Genomic DNA, 16,939 nt, shown 5'->3' with positions numbered 1-16,939 from the left:
TGCTCTCCCAACTGAGCTAATCGCCCGTTGTTGTGGAAGTGAATTATAGAGATTTTTGCTCTTTCGTCAAACGCTTTTTGCTCTTTTTACCCTGTTTGCTGATTTTTTGCCCCAGAAAATCAATTTTTTACTATTATTCATCCCCAAGAGTAGTAAAATAGACAAGTTTTCCCTTTAAAAATAATGATTAGGCAAATATAAAATGAAAATTGAAACCCTCTTCCCTTTAGATCCAAATGTAAAAGTTCGTACTCGTTTTGCACCAAGTCCAACTGGTTATTTACACGTTGGAGGTGCTCGTACTGCACTTTATTCTTGGCTATATGCAAAACACAACAACGGCGAATTCGTATTACGCATTGAAGATACCGATTTGGAACGCTCAACCCCTGAAGCAACGGCAGCTATTCTGGAAGGAATGGAATGGTTAAACTTAGCTTGGGAACACGGACCTTATTTTCAAACAAAACGCTTTGATCGCTATAATGAAGTTATTGACCAAATGATTGAAGCAGGGACAGCTTATCGCTGCTACTGCTCAAAAGAGCGTTTGGATGAATTACGCAATACGCAAGAAACAAATAAAGAGAAGCCTCGCTATGACCGCCACTGTTTAGGCGAACATTCACACGCCAGTGATGCTCCACACGTTGTACGCTTTAAAAATCCGCAAGAAGGTTCAGTAATATTTGATGATGCCGTGCGTGGTCGTATTGAAATCAGTAACAGTGAATTAGATGACTTAATTATCCGCCGTACAGATGGCTCACCAACTTATAATTTCTGTGTGGTTGTTGATGACTGGGATATGGGGATCACTCACGTTGTTCGTGGTGAAGATCATATCAATAACACGCCTCGCCAAATTAATATTTTAAAAGCACTTGGAGCACCTATACCAACTTATGCTCACGTTTCAATGATCAACGGTGATGACGGTCAGAAGCTATCCAAACGCCACGGTGCAGTGAGTGTAATGCAATATCGTGATGATGGTTATTTGCCCGAAGCATTAATCAACTATTTAGTACGTTTAGGCTGGGGACACGGCGATCAGGAAATTTTCTCTCGTGAAGAGATGATTGAATTATTTGATATTCACTCTGTGAGCAAATCAGCAAGTGCGTTCAATACTGAAAAATTACAATGGTTAAACCATCACTATATCCGATCTCTTGATCCAAATTATGTCGCAAAACACCTTGAATGGCATATGAATAACCAAGGTATTGATTTTAGTAACGGTCCAGCTCTTGCGGAAATTATTCCTGTGTTGGGCGAACGTTGTAAAACATTAAAAGAGATTGCTGAAAGTAGCCGCTATTTCTACCAAGAATTTGAAGCTTATGATGAAAAAGCCGCTGCTAAAAACTTCAAGGCTGAAGCGGTTGCACCACTTGCAAAATTATTGGAAAAATTGACCGCTTGTAATGATTGGAGAGTTGAAAACATTCACGAGGCGATGAACCAAACAGCTACTGAACTTGAAATTGGTATGGGTAAAGTTGGGATGCCATTCCGTTTAGCAGTAACAGGCTCAGGACAATCTCCTTCTATGGATATTACAGCTAAATTAGTGGGTAAAGAGAAAACCTTAGCTCGCCTTGAAAAAGCAATTAAATTCATTCAAGCGAATAGCTAGTTTTTAATCAATTAGCTTTATCATCAGCTAAAGCCATTGACATATTCAGGCGGAAAGCATATTATTCCGCCCATATCGGGGGTATAGCTCAGTTGGGAGAGCGCTTGCATGGCATGCAAGAGGTCATCGGTTCGATCCCGTTTACCTCCACCAAATTTATTATCGCATCAACAGAAATGTTGATGCGATTTTTCTTTTTATCTATATTAAATCAAACATTACCTGCCAGTTTTAGCATTTCTTCCGCGTTGGCTAATACCGCTTCGGTAATTTTACTTCCGCCTAATAATCGAGCTAAGGCTTGAACACGCTCATTTTTAGATAGCAATGTCATCTGCGTTTCAGTTTGGTTATTTTCAACATATTTTTGAACATTAAAATGCTGATTACCATAACTTGCTACTTGTGGTAAATGGGTAACACATAAAACTTGGCATTTTTTGCCTAATTCACGTAATAATTTACCCACAGTGGTTGCAGCCGAGCCACTAATGCCCACATCAACTTCATCAAAAATAATGGTTGGTGTGGAGAGCTTATTCGCCGTTAATACCTGTACTGCCAAAGAAATACGGGAAAGTTCCCCCCCCGATGCAATTTTAGCTAACGGTTGAGCTTGTTGCCCTAAGTTGCTCCGCAAGTTAAATTCAACGAAATCCGCACCATTTGGCGAGAGTTTCTCAATATTATGCTCTACTTTAATGAAAAATTCGCCATTCTCCATCGCTAAATGCTTAATTTGTTTTGTAACTTGTTGAGCCAGCTTATTAGCTGCTTCTGTTCGTTTTTGATAAATTTCTTCTGCTAATACTAAACATTGCTGATGAGCTTGTTTTTCATCTTGAATAAGCTGCTCTTCATTATCTTCAAAATCAAGTAATGCTTGTAATTCGCTCTTCAGTTTTGAATGGTGTCGCCATAATTCATTCGCTTGAATATGGTGCTTGCGAGCAAGAGAAATTGCTTGAGCAATGCGATTATCTAACTCGTGTAATAATTCCGGATCTTGTTCGATTTTACTTGCTAATTGTGTTACTTCAGAACTCGCTTCTTGCACCTGAATAAGAGCTTCATTGAGCATATCCAACACACTTTGGTAGTGGCTATCTACTTCCACTAAATTTTCAGCATTGCGTATTGCTTTATAAATCAAATCGTTTGCGTTGATTTCATCATTACTTAGCAGATCCATTATTTCATCTGAAAGCTCAGTTAGCTCTTCGGAAGAGGAAAGAACATTATATTTTTCTTCCATTTCTTCAAATTCATTTTCTTTAATCGCAAACTCATCTAATTCTTCAACTTGATATTGCAATAGTTGCTTACGAGCTTCATTTTCTTGGCATTGCTGCTGAAAGTTTTTTACCTGCTTATTAAGCCCTTTCCAAGCACCATATTGTTTTGCCATTTTAATTAATAAAGGCTGTACAGCAGCATAGTTATCGACAATCTCAAGCTGATATTCCTGTTTTAATAATAGCTGAGGAGCGTGCTGACCATTTAAATGAATAAGGTATTGCCCAAGCTCCCGTAGTTGTGAAACAGGTAACGCTCGATTATTAACAAATGCTTTTGAACGCCCATCAACATTAATCATACGGCGTAAAATACATTCTTGAGGATTATCTTCATCAAGCAGTTCGTGTTCTTCTAGCCATAAATAAGCCGGGCTATTTTTTTGCATCAAAAAAGTTGCAGTAATATCAGCTTTATCTGCCCCATTACGGATCATTCCACTTTCTGAACGGTAGCCTAAGCATAATCCTAACGCATCGATAGCAATAGATTTACCCGCCCCTGTTTCACCGGTAATCACTGACATTCCCTCATTTAGTTCAAGAACAAGATGGCGGACAATAGCAAAATTATTGATAGTAAGTTGAGTTAGCATACTATACCTTACACAAATTAACTGTATAGGTATATAGTACAACTGTTTTTTTGAACAGTAAAGAGAAATAAATAAAAAAACTGTGAATTTACACAGTTACAAGCGGTCGTTTTTTAGCAAAAATTTGTAAAAGAAAAAGAAAAAGAAAAAGACGAACATTATTGTTCGTCTTTTCAATCATTCATCTAAATTAGATAAAAATTTCTTGCTGAACTTGATAACCCTGTGGGATTTGTTGCTTATCTTCAAAGGTTACAAATTCCCAAGCATTTTCATTTGCAAGCACTGCACGCAGTAATTTGTTATTCAAGCCGTGCCCTGATTTATAAGCGGTAAGCTCACCAAGAATATTGTAGCCACACATATATAAATCACCGATTGAATCTAACATTTTATGACGTACAAGCTCATCTTTAAAGCGTAGGCCGTTTTCATTGAGAATTCGGTAATCATCTAACACAATTGCGTTATCTAAGCTACCACCTAATGCTAGACCAATGGACTGAAGGTATTCAACATCTTTCATAAAGGTGAATGTTCTTGCACGACTTAATTGTTGAATGAAATTCTGAGCTGAAAAATCCATTGAATAGCTACATACATTCTTCGAGATTAGTGGGTGCTTAAAGTCAATCGTGAAATTAAGTTTAAATCCTTTATCATAAGGTTTTAATTCTGCCCATTTATCACCTTCTTCAACGCGAACGGTTTCTTTAATGCGAATAAATTTTTTCGGTGCATCTTGCTCTTCAATACCAGCATCTAATAATAAATAGATGAATGGGCTTGAACTACCGTCCATAATTGGAATTTCAGGAGCATCTATCTCAATAATGACATTGTCTAAGCCTAATGCTGACATCGCCGCATTCAAATGCTCTACGGTTGAAATACGCACGCCATCATCATTTACCATACAAGTACATAATTGTGTATCACGAATAGAGTCTGCACTTGCAGGGAAATAAACTGCAGGCTCTAAATCAGTACGGGCATAAATAACACCTGTATTAGCCGGTGCAGGGCGTAACGTTAAAGTTACTTTTTTACCGCTGTGCAAGCCAATACCTGTTACTTTTGCTGCTTGTTTTAATGTTCTTTGTTTAATCATAGTTTGTCCTTACTTTCCAAATTTTGGAAGTTATTGACTATTTCTCATAAAACCCGGAATTGAACTTGGGTTAAAAATTTGTGTTGAGTCTACCGATTGTGGCTTTGGTGCTACAGGTTGTTGAACTTGTTGCTGACCAAATTGGTTAGGCTGATTATAACCTGATGGCTGTGTAAATCCCGGCTGTGGTGCTACTTGTGGTTGTTGAGGCTGAGCCACTTGTTGTTGATGCATTTGATGTGCATATACAGGTGGTGCTTTTGGCATATGTAATGCTTCTTCCGGCTGACCAATACCTGTTGCTACAAGAGTTACGCTCACTTTACCATCCATTTCAGGGTAGTAGTTACAACCAAATACAATTGCAGCATCTTCAGACGCAAAGCCATAAATTAAATCCATCATAGCATAAACTTCTTCTAATAAGAAATCTGTTCCTGCACTGATGTTAATCAACATACCACTTGCACCTGAAATATCTACATTTTCAAGTAATGGGCTTGAAATAGCATCATTCATTGCTTTTTCTGCACGACCTTCACCGACTTCGCCTTCAGCAAAGCCGGTACCGATCATCGCGTGCCCTTTGCCAGACATAACAGTGCGTACATCAGCAAAATCCACGTTAATATCGGCACCGGTAGAACCACCCGAACTGGTAATCATATTAGTGATACCTAGTACACAGTTGCTTAATACATCATTTGCTGCTGCAAATGCATCTACAGCTGTTGTTTGTTTACCTAAACCACGTAATTTATCATTAGGGATGATAATTAGAGAATCAACATATTGAGAAAGTTCCTTAATACCTTGATCGGCAAAACGCATACGGCGAGGACCTTCAAAGCGGAAAGGTTTAGTTACAACCCCAACGGTCAAAGAGCCTTGCTCTTTTGCAATTTGAGCAACAACCGGTGCAGCACCTGTACCTGTACCACCACCCATACCAACTGCGATAAAGGTCATATTTGCACCTTTTAATGCATTAGCGATCGCTTCACGGTCTTCTTCAGCTGCTTGTTTACCGACCATAGGGTCAGCTCCTGCACCTAAACCTTTAGTTGTAGCTGCACCAATTTGAATGGTTTGGCGTGTTGTTCTTTTTCTTAATACTTGAGCATCCGTATTTACATCAAAGAATTCAACACCTTTAATATCATCGGCAGAACGCGACATTCTGTCTACAGCGTTACCGCCACCGCCGCCAACACCCACTACCTTAATGATAGCATCTTGCGTTTGTTCAATAATAGGTTCAAACATTTTTATCTCCCTGCGTGTTATATAACACTATTAAAATTTTGATTTGAAGAAATCGATAATTTTCTTGGTACCACGACCAATTGGTGCAAAGATATCTTCATTAGAATCTGTACTTGTACTCTGTTCAGTATAATTATAATGGCTATACTGCAAAAGCCCTAATGCCGTTGCATACTGAGGTTTATTCACATAATCGGTTAAACCTGTAATATTGAGTGGATAACCAACACGCACTTGTGAACCAAAAATAGACTTAGCACATTCTACAATATCTTCAATTTGTGAGCCACCGCCTGTAATTACCACACCGGCAATTAATTCTTGTTTTATCCCTTTTTGGAATAATTCATTGCGTAGTTGTGTGAGTTCATCTTCAACTACTTTTAATAAATCGTTGTAACATTGTGATGTTACCGTTGCAACTTGAGCACGAGTGAAAGTTCTTGCCATACGTCCACCCAATCCTGCAACCTCAATTTTTTTATCTGCATTATGGGTTGGAGGCGAAATTGCACTTCCATAAGTTACCTTAAGGCTTTCGGCTTCTGGGCGGGAAGTAGTAAATACACGGGCTAAATAATCAGTAATATTATTACCTGCAAATGGAATAACTTTACTGTATCTTAACGCTCCATCAGTATAAACCAATACATCCATCGTACCGCCACCAATATCAATTAAGCAAACACCCAACTCTTTTTCATCTTCTGTTAAGACTGAATAGCTTGATGCAAGTCCTGAAAATACCACTTGATCGACTTTTAATTTTGCGTGTTCAACTGCATTTTTTAAATTTTTAAGCCACGCTTGATGACAAGCAATTAGATGAGCCTGAACCTGTAAACGCATACCTGATAACCCGATTGGGTTTTTAGTTGCAGGCAATCTATCTACGTGATATTCCTGTGGAATCATATGTAATGTTTCCAAACCATCTTGTAATTTAATTGCTTTTGCCATATCAACGGCACTTTCAATATTATCTTGAGTAACAACACCGCCCGATAATGTTGATGAGCCAGCTTCATTTAAGCCAACAATATGTTGTCCTGAAATCGCAAGGGTTACGCCCATAATTTGACAATCTGCAATAGATTCTGCTTGTTCAATCGCTCGTTGAATGGAATTAACGGCAGCATCAAGATCGATTACACCACCACGATCAACGCCTTTAGAAGGGCAAACGCCTGCTCCCATTACATTAATCACACCATCAGGTAATACTTCGCCAACAACGGCAACCACCTTTGATGTGCCAATATCGAGACCTACGATAATTTTTGATTCTGCTGCTTTCGTCATATTATTTTATATTCACTAAACGTTTAATTTTTTATAGGGCTAAATCCAACTGCCGCACCGTGCGGATAACGCAAATCAACATAAGCTAATCGATTACCCTCAGGAATATTAATTTCAGGGAAAATCGTTACAAAACGATCAATTTTAGAAGTCCATTCTCCCCTACCTAATCGCAATTCTACTTGATTAGATAGTTTAATCGTCCAAGACCCCCTATTATCCACCGACACAGAGATCAAATCTAATTTACGGGCATTTAAATCAGCTCGAATCTTATTCCAAGCCTCTAATACATTTTTACCCTGTGAATCTGGTCCATATAATAAAGGCAAACCGTTTTTATCTAATCTATCTTTCGGTAAACTAAATACTACACCCTGTTCCGAAACAAAATTAACATCGTTCCATACCGCAACAGGTTTATGCTCTAACAATGTAATACTTAAACGATCAGGATAAAGTTTACGAACGACCACATCTTTGACCCAAGGAATAGATAAAAGTTTATCTTTGACCTCTTGAATATCTTGCCCAAAATATCCTTTTAGAGCAGGTTCTCCAGATAAAGTTTCACGAATATCCGCATTTGTTGTAAATTGTGTTTTATGGGTCAATGCATAGGCTCGAATAGGGGCTTTATCCCAACTTTCAAGTATGTTTTGCCAGTTACTATATACACCAAATAGAAATAGTGTACATAATAACACAATTAATGGTTTAATGAATACTAACCATTTACGAGAAGAAACCGAAGTTTTTGGATTAATAACATTAAAACGCACATTTGTGCTGTTTTTCTTGCGGAAAATCCCCATTAAGCACTTAACTCCAATACACGCTCAACTAATGCTTCAAATGAAATCCCCACCGTTGCTGCTGATTTAGGGAAAATACTATGGCTTGTCATACCCGGATTAGTATTAACCTCCACCAAACGGAATTTGCCGTTACCATCTTCCATCACATCAATACGACTCCAACCTCGACAACCAACCACATCATAAGCAGCTTTTACTAATTGTGCGACTTCAGCTTGGCGTTCATCGTTCAAGGCTGGTACAACATATTGCGTATTATCTGACACATATTTTGCGTGGTAGTCATAAAATTCACCGTCCGGGATCACTTGAACCGCAGGCAGAACTTGACCATCTAACACCGGTACAGAGTATTCATTACCGGCTAAAAATTCTTCTACTAATACAATAGAATCAAATTTTAACGCCTCTTGAATGGCTGGCTCTAACTCTTCTCTGGTTTTTACTTTAAAAACACCTACACTTGAACCTTCACAAGAAGGCTTTACGAATACAGGTAAACCTAATTTTGCAATAATTTGATCGAAATCGACCGCTTGTCCACGCTGAACCACAACCATATCTGCTGTAGGTAAACCGACCGCATTCCATAATAATTTGGTACGGAATTTATCTAAGGTTACCGCTGATGCCATCACGCCACAACCTGTATAAGGAATTCCCATTTGCTCCAATGCCCCTTGTAGGACACCATTTTCGCCAATGCCACCGTGTAAAATATTAAATACACGCTGAATGCCTTTTTCTTTTAATTTTTCAATCGGGAATTCTTTGGTATCAATACCTTCAACGTCATAACCTAAACTTCTCAATGCTTCTGTTACTGCTGCACCTGAATTAAGAGAAACCTCACGCTCTTGCGAAACACCACCAAATAACACTGCAATTTTTTCGTTTTTAATGCTCATTTTAAATCCTTATGCTTTCCAACTTTCTGCTAAACCACGCGAGATACGACTTACACTACCTGCACCCTGTGCTAAGATTAAATCACCGTCTTGAATAATTTGATCTAATACTTCACCGAGTTGTTCGGTATCTGACACTAAAATAGGATCAACTTTACCCAAATTACGGATTGAACGAGCTAGGGCTTTACTGTCTGCTCCAACAATTGGCGATTCACCAGCTGCATAAACATCTAATAAAATCAACGCATCAACTTTAGAAAGCACTTGAACAAACTCATCGAATAAATCACGAGTACGAGAATAACGGTGAGGCTGGAATACCATCACTACACGTTTACCCTCCCAACCTTGACGAGCCGCTTGAATGGTTACATCTACTTCTGTTGGATGATGACCGTAATCATCAACTAACATAATTTTACCGTTAGGACGAATAAATGAGCCGAGCTGATCAAAACGACGACCTGCACCTTGGAAATCTGCAAGAGCAGCTAAAATTGCTTCATTTCCAATGCCTTCTTCTTTAGCCACAGCAAGTGCTGCTGTTGCATTTAATGCATTATGTGTACCCGGCACGTTAAGCAATACATCAATACGTTCGCCACTTGGGCAAACAACCGTATAATGCCCCTGAAAACCTGTTTGTTGGTAATCTTCAATACGATAATCTGCTTTTTCACTAAAACCATAAGTAATCACTTGACGACCAACACGAGGAGCAATTTCCATTACAGTTGCATCATCTGCACACATCACAGCTAAACCGTAGAATGGCAAGTTACGCAGAAAACGCACATAAGTATCTTTCATTTTTTCAAAATCGCCACCGTAGGTGTCCATATGATCCGGTTCGATATTGGTTACCACCGATACCATTGGTTGCAAGTGTAAGAAAGAAGCATCGCTTTCATCAGCCTCAGCAATTAAATAACGGCTTGCCCCTAGATGTGCATTTTTGCCGGCTGATTTCACCAAACCACCGTTTACAAAGGTCGGATCTAATTTTGCCTCTGTATAAATCATTGAAATCATTGCCGTTGTGGTTGTTTTACCGTGTGTGCCTGCAATCGCAATGCCGTGTCTAAAACGCATAATTTCTGCTAACATTTCCGCACGACGAATAACAGGAATTCTAGCTTCACGTGCCGCAATAATTTCCGGGTTAGTTTCATCAATGGCGGTTGAAACTACCACCACGCTTGCACCTGAAATATTTTCTGCTTGATGCCCGATAAACACTTTTGCCCCTGCTGCCGATAAACGTTGTGTTACCACTCCATCAGCAATATCCGAACCTGAAATTTGGTAACCTTCATTAAGCAATACTTCTGCAATTCCGCTCATACCGGCACCACCAATCCCAATGAAGTGGATCTGGTTTACACGACGCATTTCTGGCACTAACTTTTTAACTTTATCCTGGAAATTTTTCATTTCTAATCCTACTATTTACTTTGTAAGCGGTTAAATTTTTCGAAAATTTTGCAAAAAACTGTAAAAATTTGACCGCTTGCATCCAACTAATTTGCTTCTTGAATAATCACCTCTGCCACACGTTGTGCCGCAGTTGGCGTTGCTTTTGCTCTGGCTCGCATTGCCATATCTAATAATTTTTGGCGATCGGCAATAAGTGGCTGTAAGGCATTTAACAATGATTGAGGATTAAAATCTACCTGCTCAATAATCACTGCTGCCCCAGCCTCCGCTAAGTAATTTGCATTCAAAAATTGTTGCCTATCTTTATGCTGGAACGGCACAAAAATAGCTGGCAAACCGACCGCGGCAATTTCACAAACAGTTAAAGCCCCCGAGCGGCAAATAACTAAATCCGCCCATTCATAGGCTGCCTTCATATCATCAATAAATTCTGAAGCGATACCATTACCCGTTTGTTGATAAACGTCCTCAATACCGGCTAAATTATCCTTACCCACTTGGTGGCTAATAAACACATTATTACCCAACACTTTTGCGACTTCCGGCACAGTTTGGTTAATCACTCTTGCCCCTTGACTGCCGCCCATCACTAAAATATTAATAGGATAGCCTCGTTCCTTAAAACGCTCGTTTGGCAAAGGTAAAGCGGATAAATCTTCACGCACCGGATTACCAACCACTTCCGCATCATTAAACGCCGTTGGAAAAGCTTGTAATACCTTACGGGCAATTTTTGAAAGCCATATATTAGTTAAACCCGCTACCGCATTTTGCTCGTGTAAAATTACCGGTACACCGCATAATTTTGCTGCGATACCGCCTGGTCCGGAAACATAGCCTCCCATACCTAATACAGCATCCGGTTGATAGTTTTTAATGATTTTTCGAGCTTGCATCACAGCTTTAAAGATCGCAAAAGGGGCTTTTAATAATGTCCCTAACCCTTTGCCACGCAAGCCGGAAATTTCGATAAAATCAATATCTATGCCGTGTTTTGGCACAAGAGTGGCTTCCATTCTATCTTTCGTGCCGAGCCAGCGGATTTGCCAGCCTTGTTTTTGTAGCTCTCTCGCTACCGCAATTGCAGGAAAAACGTGTCCGCCGGTACCGCCTGCCATCACTAATAATTTTTTAGCCATTTTTAACTCTTTTTAATAGGAAAACGTATTATTCTACTTGATTTATCTCTTTTTAAGTAAATACAAGCGGTTAAAATTCTTTATTTATTTGCAATTTTTAAATCAGAATAGCTTGTACTACACACTTTTGATTTTAGCGTGCCCAATTCGCTCAGCTCTGTTTTCGTGATCGATTCTCAGCAATACTGCAATCGCAATCGACATAATCACCAAACTTGATCCACCATAGCTCACTAAGGGGAAGGTTAAACCTTTGGTTGGTAGTAACCCCGATGCTACACCTAAATTTACAAAACCTTGCAAGAAAATCCAAATCGCAATACCAAATGCCATATAGCCTTTAAAGCGTTCTTCTAAAATTAAAGACTCTTTGCTGATTTTTAAGGCTCGAACCGTTAATAATATCAATAAAAGAACAATACAAAGAATGCCGAAAAAGCCAAATTCTTCACCCACAACTGCCATAACAAAGTCGGTATGAGCTTCCGGTAAATATTCTAATTTTTGGACTGAATTTCCTAAACCTTGCCCCCAGAATTTACCTTGCCCGAATGCCATTTGTGAATTAGAGAGCTGGAAACCATCTCCATACGCATCGGCAAATGGATCCATAAAAGAAGTAACACGTTTTAGACGATATTCAGAAGTCAAAATCAGCACCGCAAACAATACTGTTCCAACCACACCTAAAAACATAAACTGCATTATTTTTGCACCCACAATAAACAGCATCGAAAATGTGAGCACAAATAATACAAAGGTACTTCCCAAATCAGGTTGTAAAATTAAGAGAAAACCGAATACAAATAAAATTACCGCAGGTCGCCAAAAACTGGCTTTTTCCTTACGGATTTCATCATATTTACGCACATAAAAGCTGGCAAAATAGCAAATTACTGCTAATTTTGCTAATTCCGCAGGCTGGAAATTAAGAATACCCAACGGAATCCAACGCACCGCACCATTAATCGATCTACCGAAAATTAATACTGCAATCAAAAAACTAATGGCAATAAAAAATAATGCAACATTATATTTTTCCCATTTTTCGACAGGAATTTGTACAAAAATATAGCAAAAAATAATTGAGGCAATAATATACAAACCATCACGAATGGCAAAATAGAATGGATCGTCATTAAGCCTTGTACTGACAGGGATAGAAGCGGACGTAACCATCACAAATCCAATAACCAGTAACCCTAAAAATAACCAAATTAGAGTTCTATCATAAAGCGAATTAGAAGGGGTTAGTCTGACCCATTTATCCCATTCTGTTTTAAATTTTTCTAACATTATGCTTCTTGTCCTTGTACCAACGAAACAAACACATCGCCACGTTGTTCAAAGTTTTTAAACTGATCTAAGCTCGCACAAGCAGGAGAAAGTAAAACCATATCGCCTTTTTTGAGTTGTGGGCGAATAGCTGTAATCGCTTCTTGCATTGTTTCTACCAACACACTTTGTTCGCTTAATTTTGCTAATTCGTTGCCATCTTGCCCGAAGCAGTAACAAACAATATTTGGCTTATTAATTAACGGCTTAAGTTCAGAGAAATCAGCTGCTTTGCCATCACCACCGAGTAATAAATAAAGTGTACCAGCTACGCTCAGCCCATTTAGTGCAGCAATGGTACTGCCCACATTGGTCGCTTTAGAATCATTGACCCAACGCACGCCATCATTGGTGGCAACTGCTTGAAAGCGATGAGGTAATCCTCCATAAGTTTGTAATGCTTTGACGATACCCTCACGAGGAACATTGGCGGCTTCTGCCAATGCCATTGCAGCGAGTGCATTCATCTCATTATGACGACCGCTAATTAACATTTGGTTGGTGTTAATAATGGCAGTATCTCCTGCATAAAGTACACCATTACGCATTGTGTATTCTGCATTCTGTTCTGCAAAACGAATTAAATTTTTGACCGCTTGTTCAGGGTAAGTTTGAGCATCTTCACCATTCACGACAATGTTTTCGGCATTTTCATAAATACGCAATTTGGCATTACGGTAATCCGCAATTGCATCATAGCGATCCATATGGTCTTCACTGATGTTTAAAATCGTTGCTGCTTTCGCTTTCAGTGAATAAGTGGTTTCAAGTTGGAAGCTGGAAAGTTCTAGCACAAAAAGATCATAATCTTCGTCTAATAGACTTAACACCGGCACACCAATATTGCCCCCCATTCCAACCTTCAAGCCTGCCTGTTTAACCATTTCAGCAGTTAAAGTTGTTACGGTGCTTTTACCATTCGATCCTGTAATGGCAATAATCGGGGCTTTCGCTTCACGACAAAATAGTTCTACATCACCCACTACTTCAACACCGGCTTGGATCGCTTGCTGAATTTCGGGCGTTGCCAATGCCAAACCCGGACTAATGACGATTAAATCTGACTTGAGCAACCACTCGCTGTTTAATCCACCGGTGTGTAAAGGAATCGTTTTATCGAGTTTATCGGCACCTGCCGGATTAGCTCGAGTGTCAATTACTTGGATATTCGCTTTCTTTTTCTTAAAGAAATCAACACAAGATAATCCTGTTGTACCTAGTCCGATAACAGTTACTGTTTTGCCTTGATATTGGTTTTGCATAATTTTTTCTCTAAATCTAAAAAACAGCATAAGGTGCGTAAAAAACGCACCTTATCAATTAACGTAATTTCAGGGTAACTAAGCCTATTAATACTAACATTAGTGTGATAATCCAGAAGCGGACAATCACTCGTGGCTCTGGCCAGCCTTTTAATTCAAAGTGATGATGAATAGGTGCCATTCGGAAAATTCGTTTTTGGCGTAATTTATAAGAACCGACCTGTAAAATAACCGAGAGGGCTTCAACTACAAATACACCGCCCATCACAACTAATAGCAATTCTTGACGAACTAATACCGCGATAATGCCTAATGCTCCACCTAATGAAAGTGAGCCTACATCACCCATAAATACTTGAGCCGGATAGGTGTTATACCACAAGAAGCCTAAACCTGCTCCAACAATTGCCGTACATAAAATAACTAATTCCGATGTGTTTGGAATAAATGGAATGTGTAAATATTGTGCAAAATTGAAGTTACCTGTTGCCCAAGCAATCAATGCAAAAGCAGAAGCGACCAGAATGATCGGTACAATCGCCAAGCCGTCTAAACCGTCTGTTAAGTTTACAGCATTACTTGTACCGACAATCACAAAGTAAGCAAGGATAATGTAAAACACACCTAATTGTGGCATCACATCTTTAAAGAACGGTACAACTAATTGAGTAGCTGCTGTATCTTTTCCGACCGCATACATACCAAAAACCGCCACTAAAGCGATTGCGGATAACCAGAAATATTTCCAACGGGCAATTAAGCCGTCTGTGTTTTTACGGGATATCTTGCGATAATCATCAACAAAACCAACCACTCCGTAGCCAAATAATACAAATAAGGTAAACCAAACATAAGAGTTGCGAAGATCCGCCCAAAGTAATGTACTCACACCAATAGCCGCTAAAATCATAATACCGCCCATTGTTGGCGTACCACGTTTTTTAAAGTGGCTTTCCGGACCCTCATTACGCACTTCTTGACCAAATTTTAAGATCTGTAAACGTCTAATGACCTTTGGTCCGATCCAAAGCCCAATCCCCATTGCTGTTAATAACGCCATAATGGCACGGAAGGTAATATAAGAGACCACGTTAAATGCGGTATTATATTGCACCAGTAGTTCTGCAAGCCAAACTAACATTGCTTAGTCCTTAAAAATAATAAAATTAAAAATTGATATTAAATTGTTTACAAAGCTCGGAAATCACAGTTTCCATCTTTTGGCTACGAGAGCCTTTTGCAAGTAATACAAGCGGTTGTTTTTGTTCGATTTTTTGCAAAATAATCGGTATTAAAAATTCAACCATTTGCTGCTTATCGGTAAAGTGATGTTGTGGATTTTGGCTAATAACCGCACTCTCTTTGCCGAAACTCACAATCAAATCCAGCTCCGCTTGTTGAGCAAAATCTGCCACTTCTTGATGACATTTACCACTTTCCTCACCTAATTCTGCCATATCGCCTACCGTAAAAATTCGGTATGCAGGGTAATTTTGTAGCACTGAAATTGCCGACTTCATTGAATCCACATTGGCATTGTAAGTATCATCAATAAATAAACAGTTATCATTAATTTGTACGGGATACAAACGCCCTTTTACCATTGAACGTTGCTCAAGTCCGGCTTTAACTGCCTCTAAGGTTGCTCCAACCGACATTGCAAGCGAGGTTGCCGCTAACGCGTTACTCACATTATGGTTGCCTAAATAAGGAAGCTCAATTTCAATTTCGCCTTGTGGTGTATGAAGCATAAAACGTGAGCCATTTAGCAATAATTCCACATCATCTGCCCAGTAATCCGCGTATGAATCCGAATCTGAGCCGATATAAGAGAAAGATTGAATTTCGTTTGAACCAATTTCCTTCTGCCATTGTGGATAGTAGAAAGCCAAATTGATAATGGCTTTTCCACCGTCTTTCAAACCACGATAAATTTCACCTTTTGCCTGTGCCACACCTTCAAGTGAACCAAAACCTTCTAAGTGAGCAGCGGCTACATTATTCACTAAGCACGCATCAGGTTTGGTAATTTCAGTCGTATAAGCAATTTCACCAATATGATTTGCCCCCAGTTCAATTACCGCATATTTATGCTGTTCGGTTAATCGGAGTAATGTCATTGGTACGCCTAACTCATTGTTTAAATTACCAAAAGTGTATAAAACATCCTCTTCACAAGCGGTCATTTTTTGCAGAATTTTTGCAGTCATCTCTTTCACTGTCGTTTTACCGGAAGAGCCTGTCATCGCTACTGTTTTCGGATTCAATTTTGCTTTTAACCACTTCGCCAATTCACCCAATGCAAGGCGAGTATCTGCCACCACAATTTGTGGTACGTTAATTTCACACTCACGTTCAACAACAACCGCAACACAGCCTTGAGCAACAGCATTTTCGAGGTAGTGATGGGCATCAAAATTTTCGCCTTTTAATGCAAAAAATAAACCATTTTCGACCGCTTGTCGGGTGTCTGTGCTGGTTGTTTCTACCGTAGTTTCGCCGTTGCCGATAAGGCGAGCGTTTAGGATTTCAGCGATTTGTTGGGTTGTTAGTTTTATCATTTTGTTTTTCTTTAATAATTAGCTACGAGTGTTAATTAATTCTGCCACAAACGCTTGCGTTTGAACGTTGCTTTAGCAACGGCACGCAGTGTGAGCGAAGCGAATAAATCTCCCCTAGCCCCTCGTAGCTCAAAGAGGGGGACTAGATCTCCACAAATTTGAAGTTCATTTTTCTACATAAAATTACAAATAGCCAGATGAACTCAGAATACGCTCTGCACGATCACCCCTCTTTAGAAATGAGGGGAGGGGGAGATTTGATTA

General features: G+C 39.3%; 13 protein-coding genes and 1 tRNA gene. 2 read left to right on the top strand and 12 right to left on the bottom strand.

The annotated features are described in order from the left end of the window. The first annotated feature begins 202 nt into the window (after positions 1–202). Together gltX and ACJHV0_RS07130 are read left to right on the top strand one after the other, a co-directional pair. Positions 203–1,642: a glutamate--tRNA ligase gene (gene gltX / locus ACJHV0_RS07135; RefSeq protein WP_483133775.1), complete on the top strand. Its 1,440-nt coding sequence runs from the start codon at positions 203–205 to the stop codon at positions 1,640–1,642. A gap of 77 nt (positions 1,643–1,719) precedes the next feature. Then, positions 1,720–1,795 (top strand) — tRNA-Ala (locus tag ACJHV0_RS07130). A 58-nt stretch (positions 1,796–1,853) separates the two neighbouring features. Here ACJHV0_RS07130 and recN read toward each other — a convergent pair. The 12 genes from recN to murF form a co-directional block, all read right to left on the bottom strand. After that, on the bottom strand, positions 1,854–3,533 hold the full coding sequence (gene recN / locus ACJHV0_RS07125; RefSeq protein WP_483133774.1) for a DNA repair protein RecN: 1,680 nt from the start codon (positions 3,531–3,533) through the stop codon (positions 1,854–1,856). A gap of 190 nt (positions 3,534–3,723) precedes the next feature. After that, positions 3,724–4,644, bottom strand: coding sequence for a UDP-3-O-acyl-N-acetylglucosamine deacetylase (lpxC, locus tag ACJHV0_RS07120; RefSeq protein ID WP_483133773.1), 921 nt, complete (start codon positions 4,642–4,644; stop codon positions 3,724–3,726). A gap of 30 nt (positions 4,645–4,674) precedes the next feature. After that, on the bottom strand, positions 4,675–5,910 hold the full coding sequence (ftsZ, locus tag ACJHV0_RS07115) for a cell division protein FtsZ (RefSeq protein WP_483133772.1): 1,236 nt from the start codon (positions 5,908–5,910) through the stop codon (positions 4,675–4,677). A gap of 30 nt (positions 5,911–5,940) precedes the next feature. Continuing rightward, the gene (gene ftsA / locus ACJHV0_RS07110) at positions 5,941–7,212 is read right to left on the bottom strand and encodes a cell division protein FtsA (RefSeq protein ID WP_283386358.1); all 1,272 of its coding nucleotides are present in this window, start codon (positions 7,210–7,212) and stop codon (positions 5,941–5,943) included. Positions 7,213–7,235: 23 nt separating this feature from the next. Further along, on the bottom strand, positions 7,236–8,027 hold the full coding sequence (locus tag ACJHV0_RS07105) for a cell division protein FtsQ/DivIB (protein ID WP_483133771.1): 792 nt from the start codon (positions 8,025–8,027) through the stop codon (positions 7,236–7,238). Then, on the bottom strand, positions 8,027–8,938 hold the full coding sequence (locus ACJHV0_RS07100) for a D-alanine--D-alanine ligase (protein ID WP_334228799.1): 912 nt from the start codon (positions 8,936–8,938) through the stop codon (positions 8,027–8,029). Before ACJHV0_RS07100 ends, ACJHV0_RS07105 begins: the two co-directional genes overlap by 1 nt. A gap of 9 nt (positions 8,939–8,947) precedes the next feature. Beyond that, positions 8,948–10,375 carry a UDP-N-acetylmuramate--L-alanine ligase gene (gene murC, locus ACJHV0_RS07095; protein ID WP_283386361.1) on the bottom strand — a complete coding sequence of 476 codons (1,428 nt, stop codon included), beginning with the start codon at positions 10,373–10,375 and terminating at the stop codon, positions 8,948–8,950. Positions 10,376–10,461: 86 nt separating this feature from the next. Further along, positions 10,462–11,517 carry an undecaprenyldiphospho-muramoylpentapeptide beta-N-acetylglucosaminyltransferase gene (gene murG, locus ACJHV0_RS07090; protein WP_483133770.1) on the bottom strand — a complete coding sequence of 352 codons (1,056 nt, stop codon included), beginning with the start codon at positions 11,515–11,517 and terminating at the stop codon, positions 10,462–10,464. Between the two features lie 117 nt (positions 11,518–11,634). Beyond that, the gene (ftsW, locus tag ACJHV0_RS07085) at positions 11,635–12,813 is read right to left on the bottom strand and encodes a putative lipid II flippase FtsW (RefSeq protein WP_025235338.1); all 1,179 of its coding nucleotides are present in this window, start codon (positions 12,811–12,813) and stop codon (positions 11,635–11,637) included. After that, on the bottom strand, positions 12,813–14,114 hold the full coding sequence (gene murD, locus ACJHV0_RS07080; RefSeq protein ID WP_483133769.1) for a UDP-N-acetylmuramoyl-L-alanine--D-glutamate ligase: 1,302 nt from the start codon (positions 14,112–14,114) through the stop codon (positions 12,813–12,815). Before murD ends, ftsW begins: the two co-directional genes overlap by 1 nt. Before the next feature lie 58 nt (positions 14,115–14,172). After that, entirely contained in the window at positions 14,173–15,255 is a 1,083-nt protein-coding gene (gene mraY / locus ACJHV0_RS07075) for a phospho-N-acetylmuramoyl-pentapeptide-transferase (RefSeq protein ID WP_188156840.1), read from the bottom strand. 25 nt (positions 15,256–15,280) lie between these two features. After that, the gene (murF, locus tag ACJHV0_RS07070) at positions 15,281–16,675 is read right to left on the bottom strand and encodes a UDP-N-acetylmuramoyl-tripeptide--D-alanyl-D-alanine ligase (RefSeq protein ID WP_483133768.1); all 1,395 of its coding nucleotides are present in this window, start codon (positions 16,673–16,675) and stop codon (positions 15,281–15,283) included. Positions 16,676–16,939: the final 264 nt, after the last annotated feature.

The organism is Mannheimia sp. (assembly GCF_056854775.1).
Note: the sequence above shows the minus strand (reverse complement) of the source record. Positions and strands in the feature narration are given on the sequence as shown.

Bases quoted from the DNA above. Each gene is read 5' to 3' on its own strand.
- ftsA (WP_283386358.1), bottom strand. From the start codon at position 7,212: ATGACGAAAGCAGCAGAATCAAAAATTATCGTAGGTCTCGATATTGGC.
- murD (WP_483133769.1), bottom strand. From the start codon at position 14,114: ATGCAAAACCAATATCAAGGCAAAACAGTAACTGTTATCGGACTAGGT.
- ACJHV0_RS07100 (WP_334228799.1), bottom strand. From the start codon at position 8,938: ATGAGCATTAAAAACGAAAAAATTGCAGTGTTATTTGGTGGTGTTTCG.
- ftsZ (WP_483133772.1), bottom strand. From the start codon at position 5,910: ATGTTTGAACCTATTATTGAACAAACGCAAGATGCTATCATTAAGGTA.
- murF (WP_483133768.1), bottom strand. From the start codon at position 16,675: ATGATAAAACTAACAACCCAACAAATCGCTGAAATCCTAAACGCTCGC.
- mraY (WP_188156840.1), bottom strand. From the start codon at position 15,255: ATGTTAGTTTGGCTTGCAGAACTACTGGTGCAATATAATACCGCATTT.
- gltX (WP_483133775.1), top strand. From the start codon at position 203: ATGAAAATTGAAACCCTCTTCCCTTTAGATCCAAATGTAAAAGTTCGT.
- recN (WP_483133774.1), bottom strand. From the start codon at position 3,533: ATGCTAACTCAACTTACTATCAATAATTTTGCTATTGTCCGCCATCTT.
- lpxC (WP_483133773.1), bottom strand. From the start codon at position 4,644: ATGATTAAACAAAGAACATTAAAACAAGCAGCAAAAGTAACAGGTATT.
- ACJHV0_RS07105 (WP_483133771.1), bottom strand. From the start codon at position 8,027: ATGGGGATTTTCCGCAAGAAAAACAGCACAAATGTGCGTTTTAATGTT.
- murG (WP_483133770.1), bottom strand. From the start codon at position 11,517: ATGGCTAAAAAATTATTAGTGATGGCAGGCGGTACCGGCGGACACGTT.
- murC (WP_283386361.1), bottom strand. From the start codon at position 10,375: ATGAAAAATTTCCAGGATAAAGTTAAAAAGTTAGTGCCAGAAATGCGT.
- ftsW (WP_025235338.1), bottom strand. From the start codon at position 12,813: ATGTTAGAAAAATTTAAAACAGAATGGGATAAATGGGTCAGACTAACC.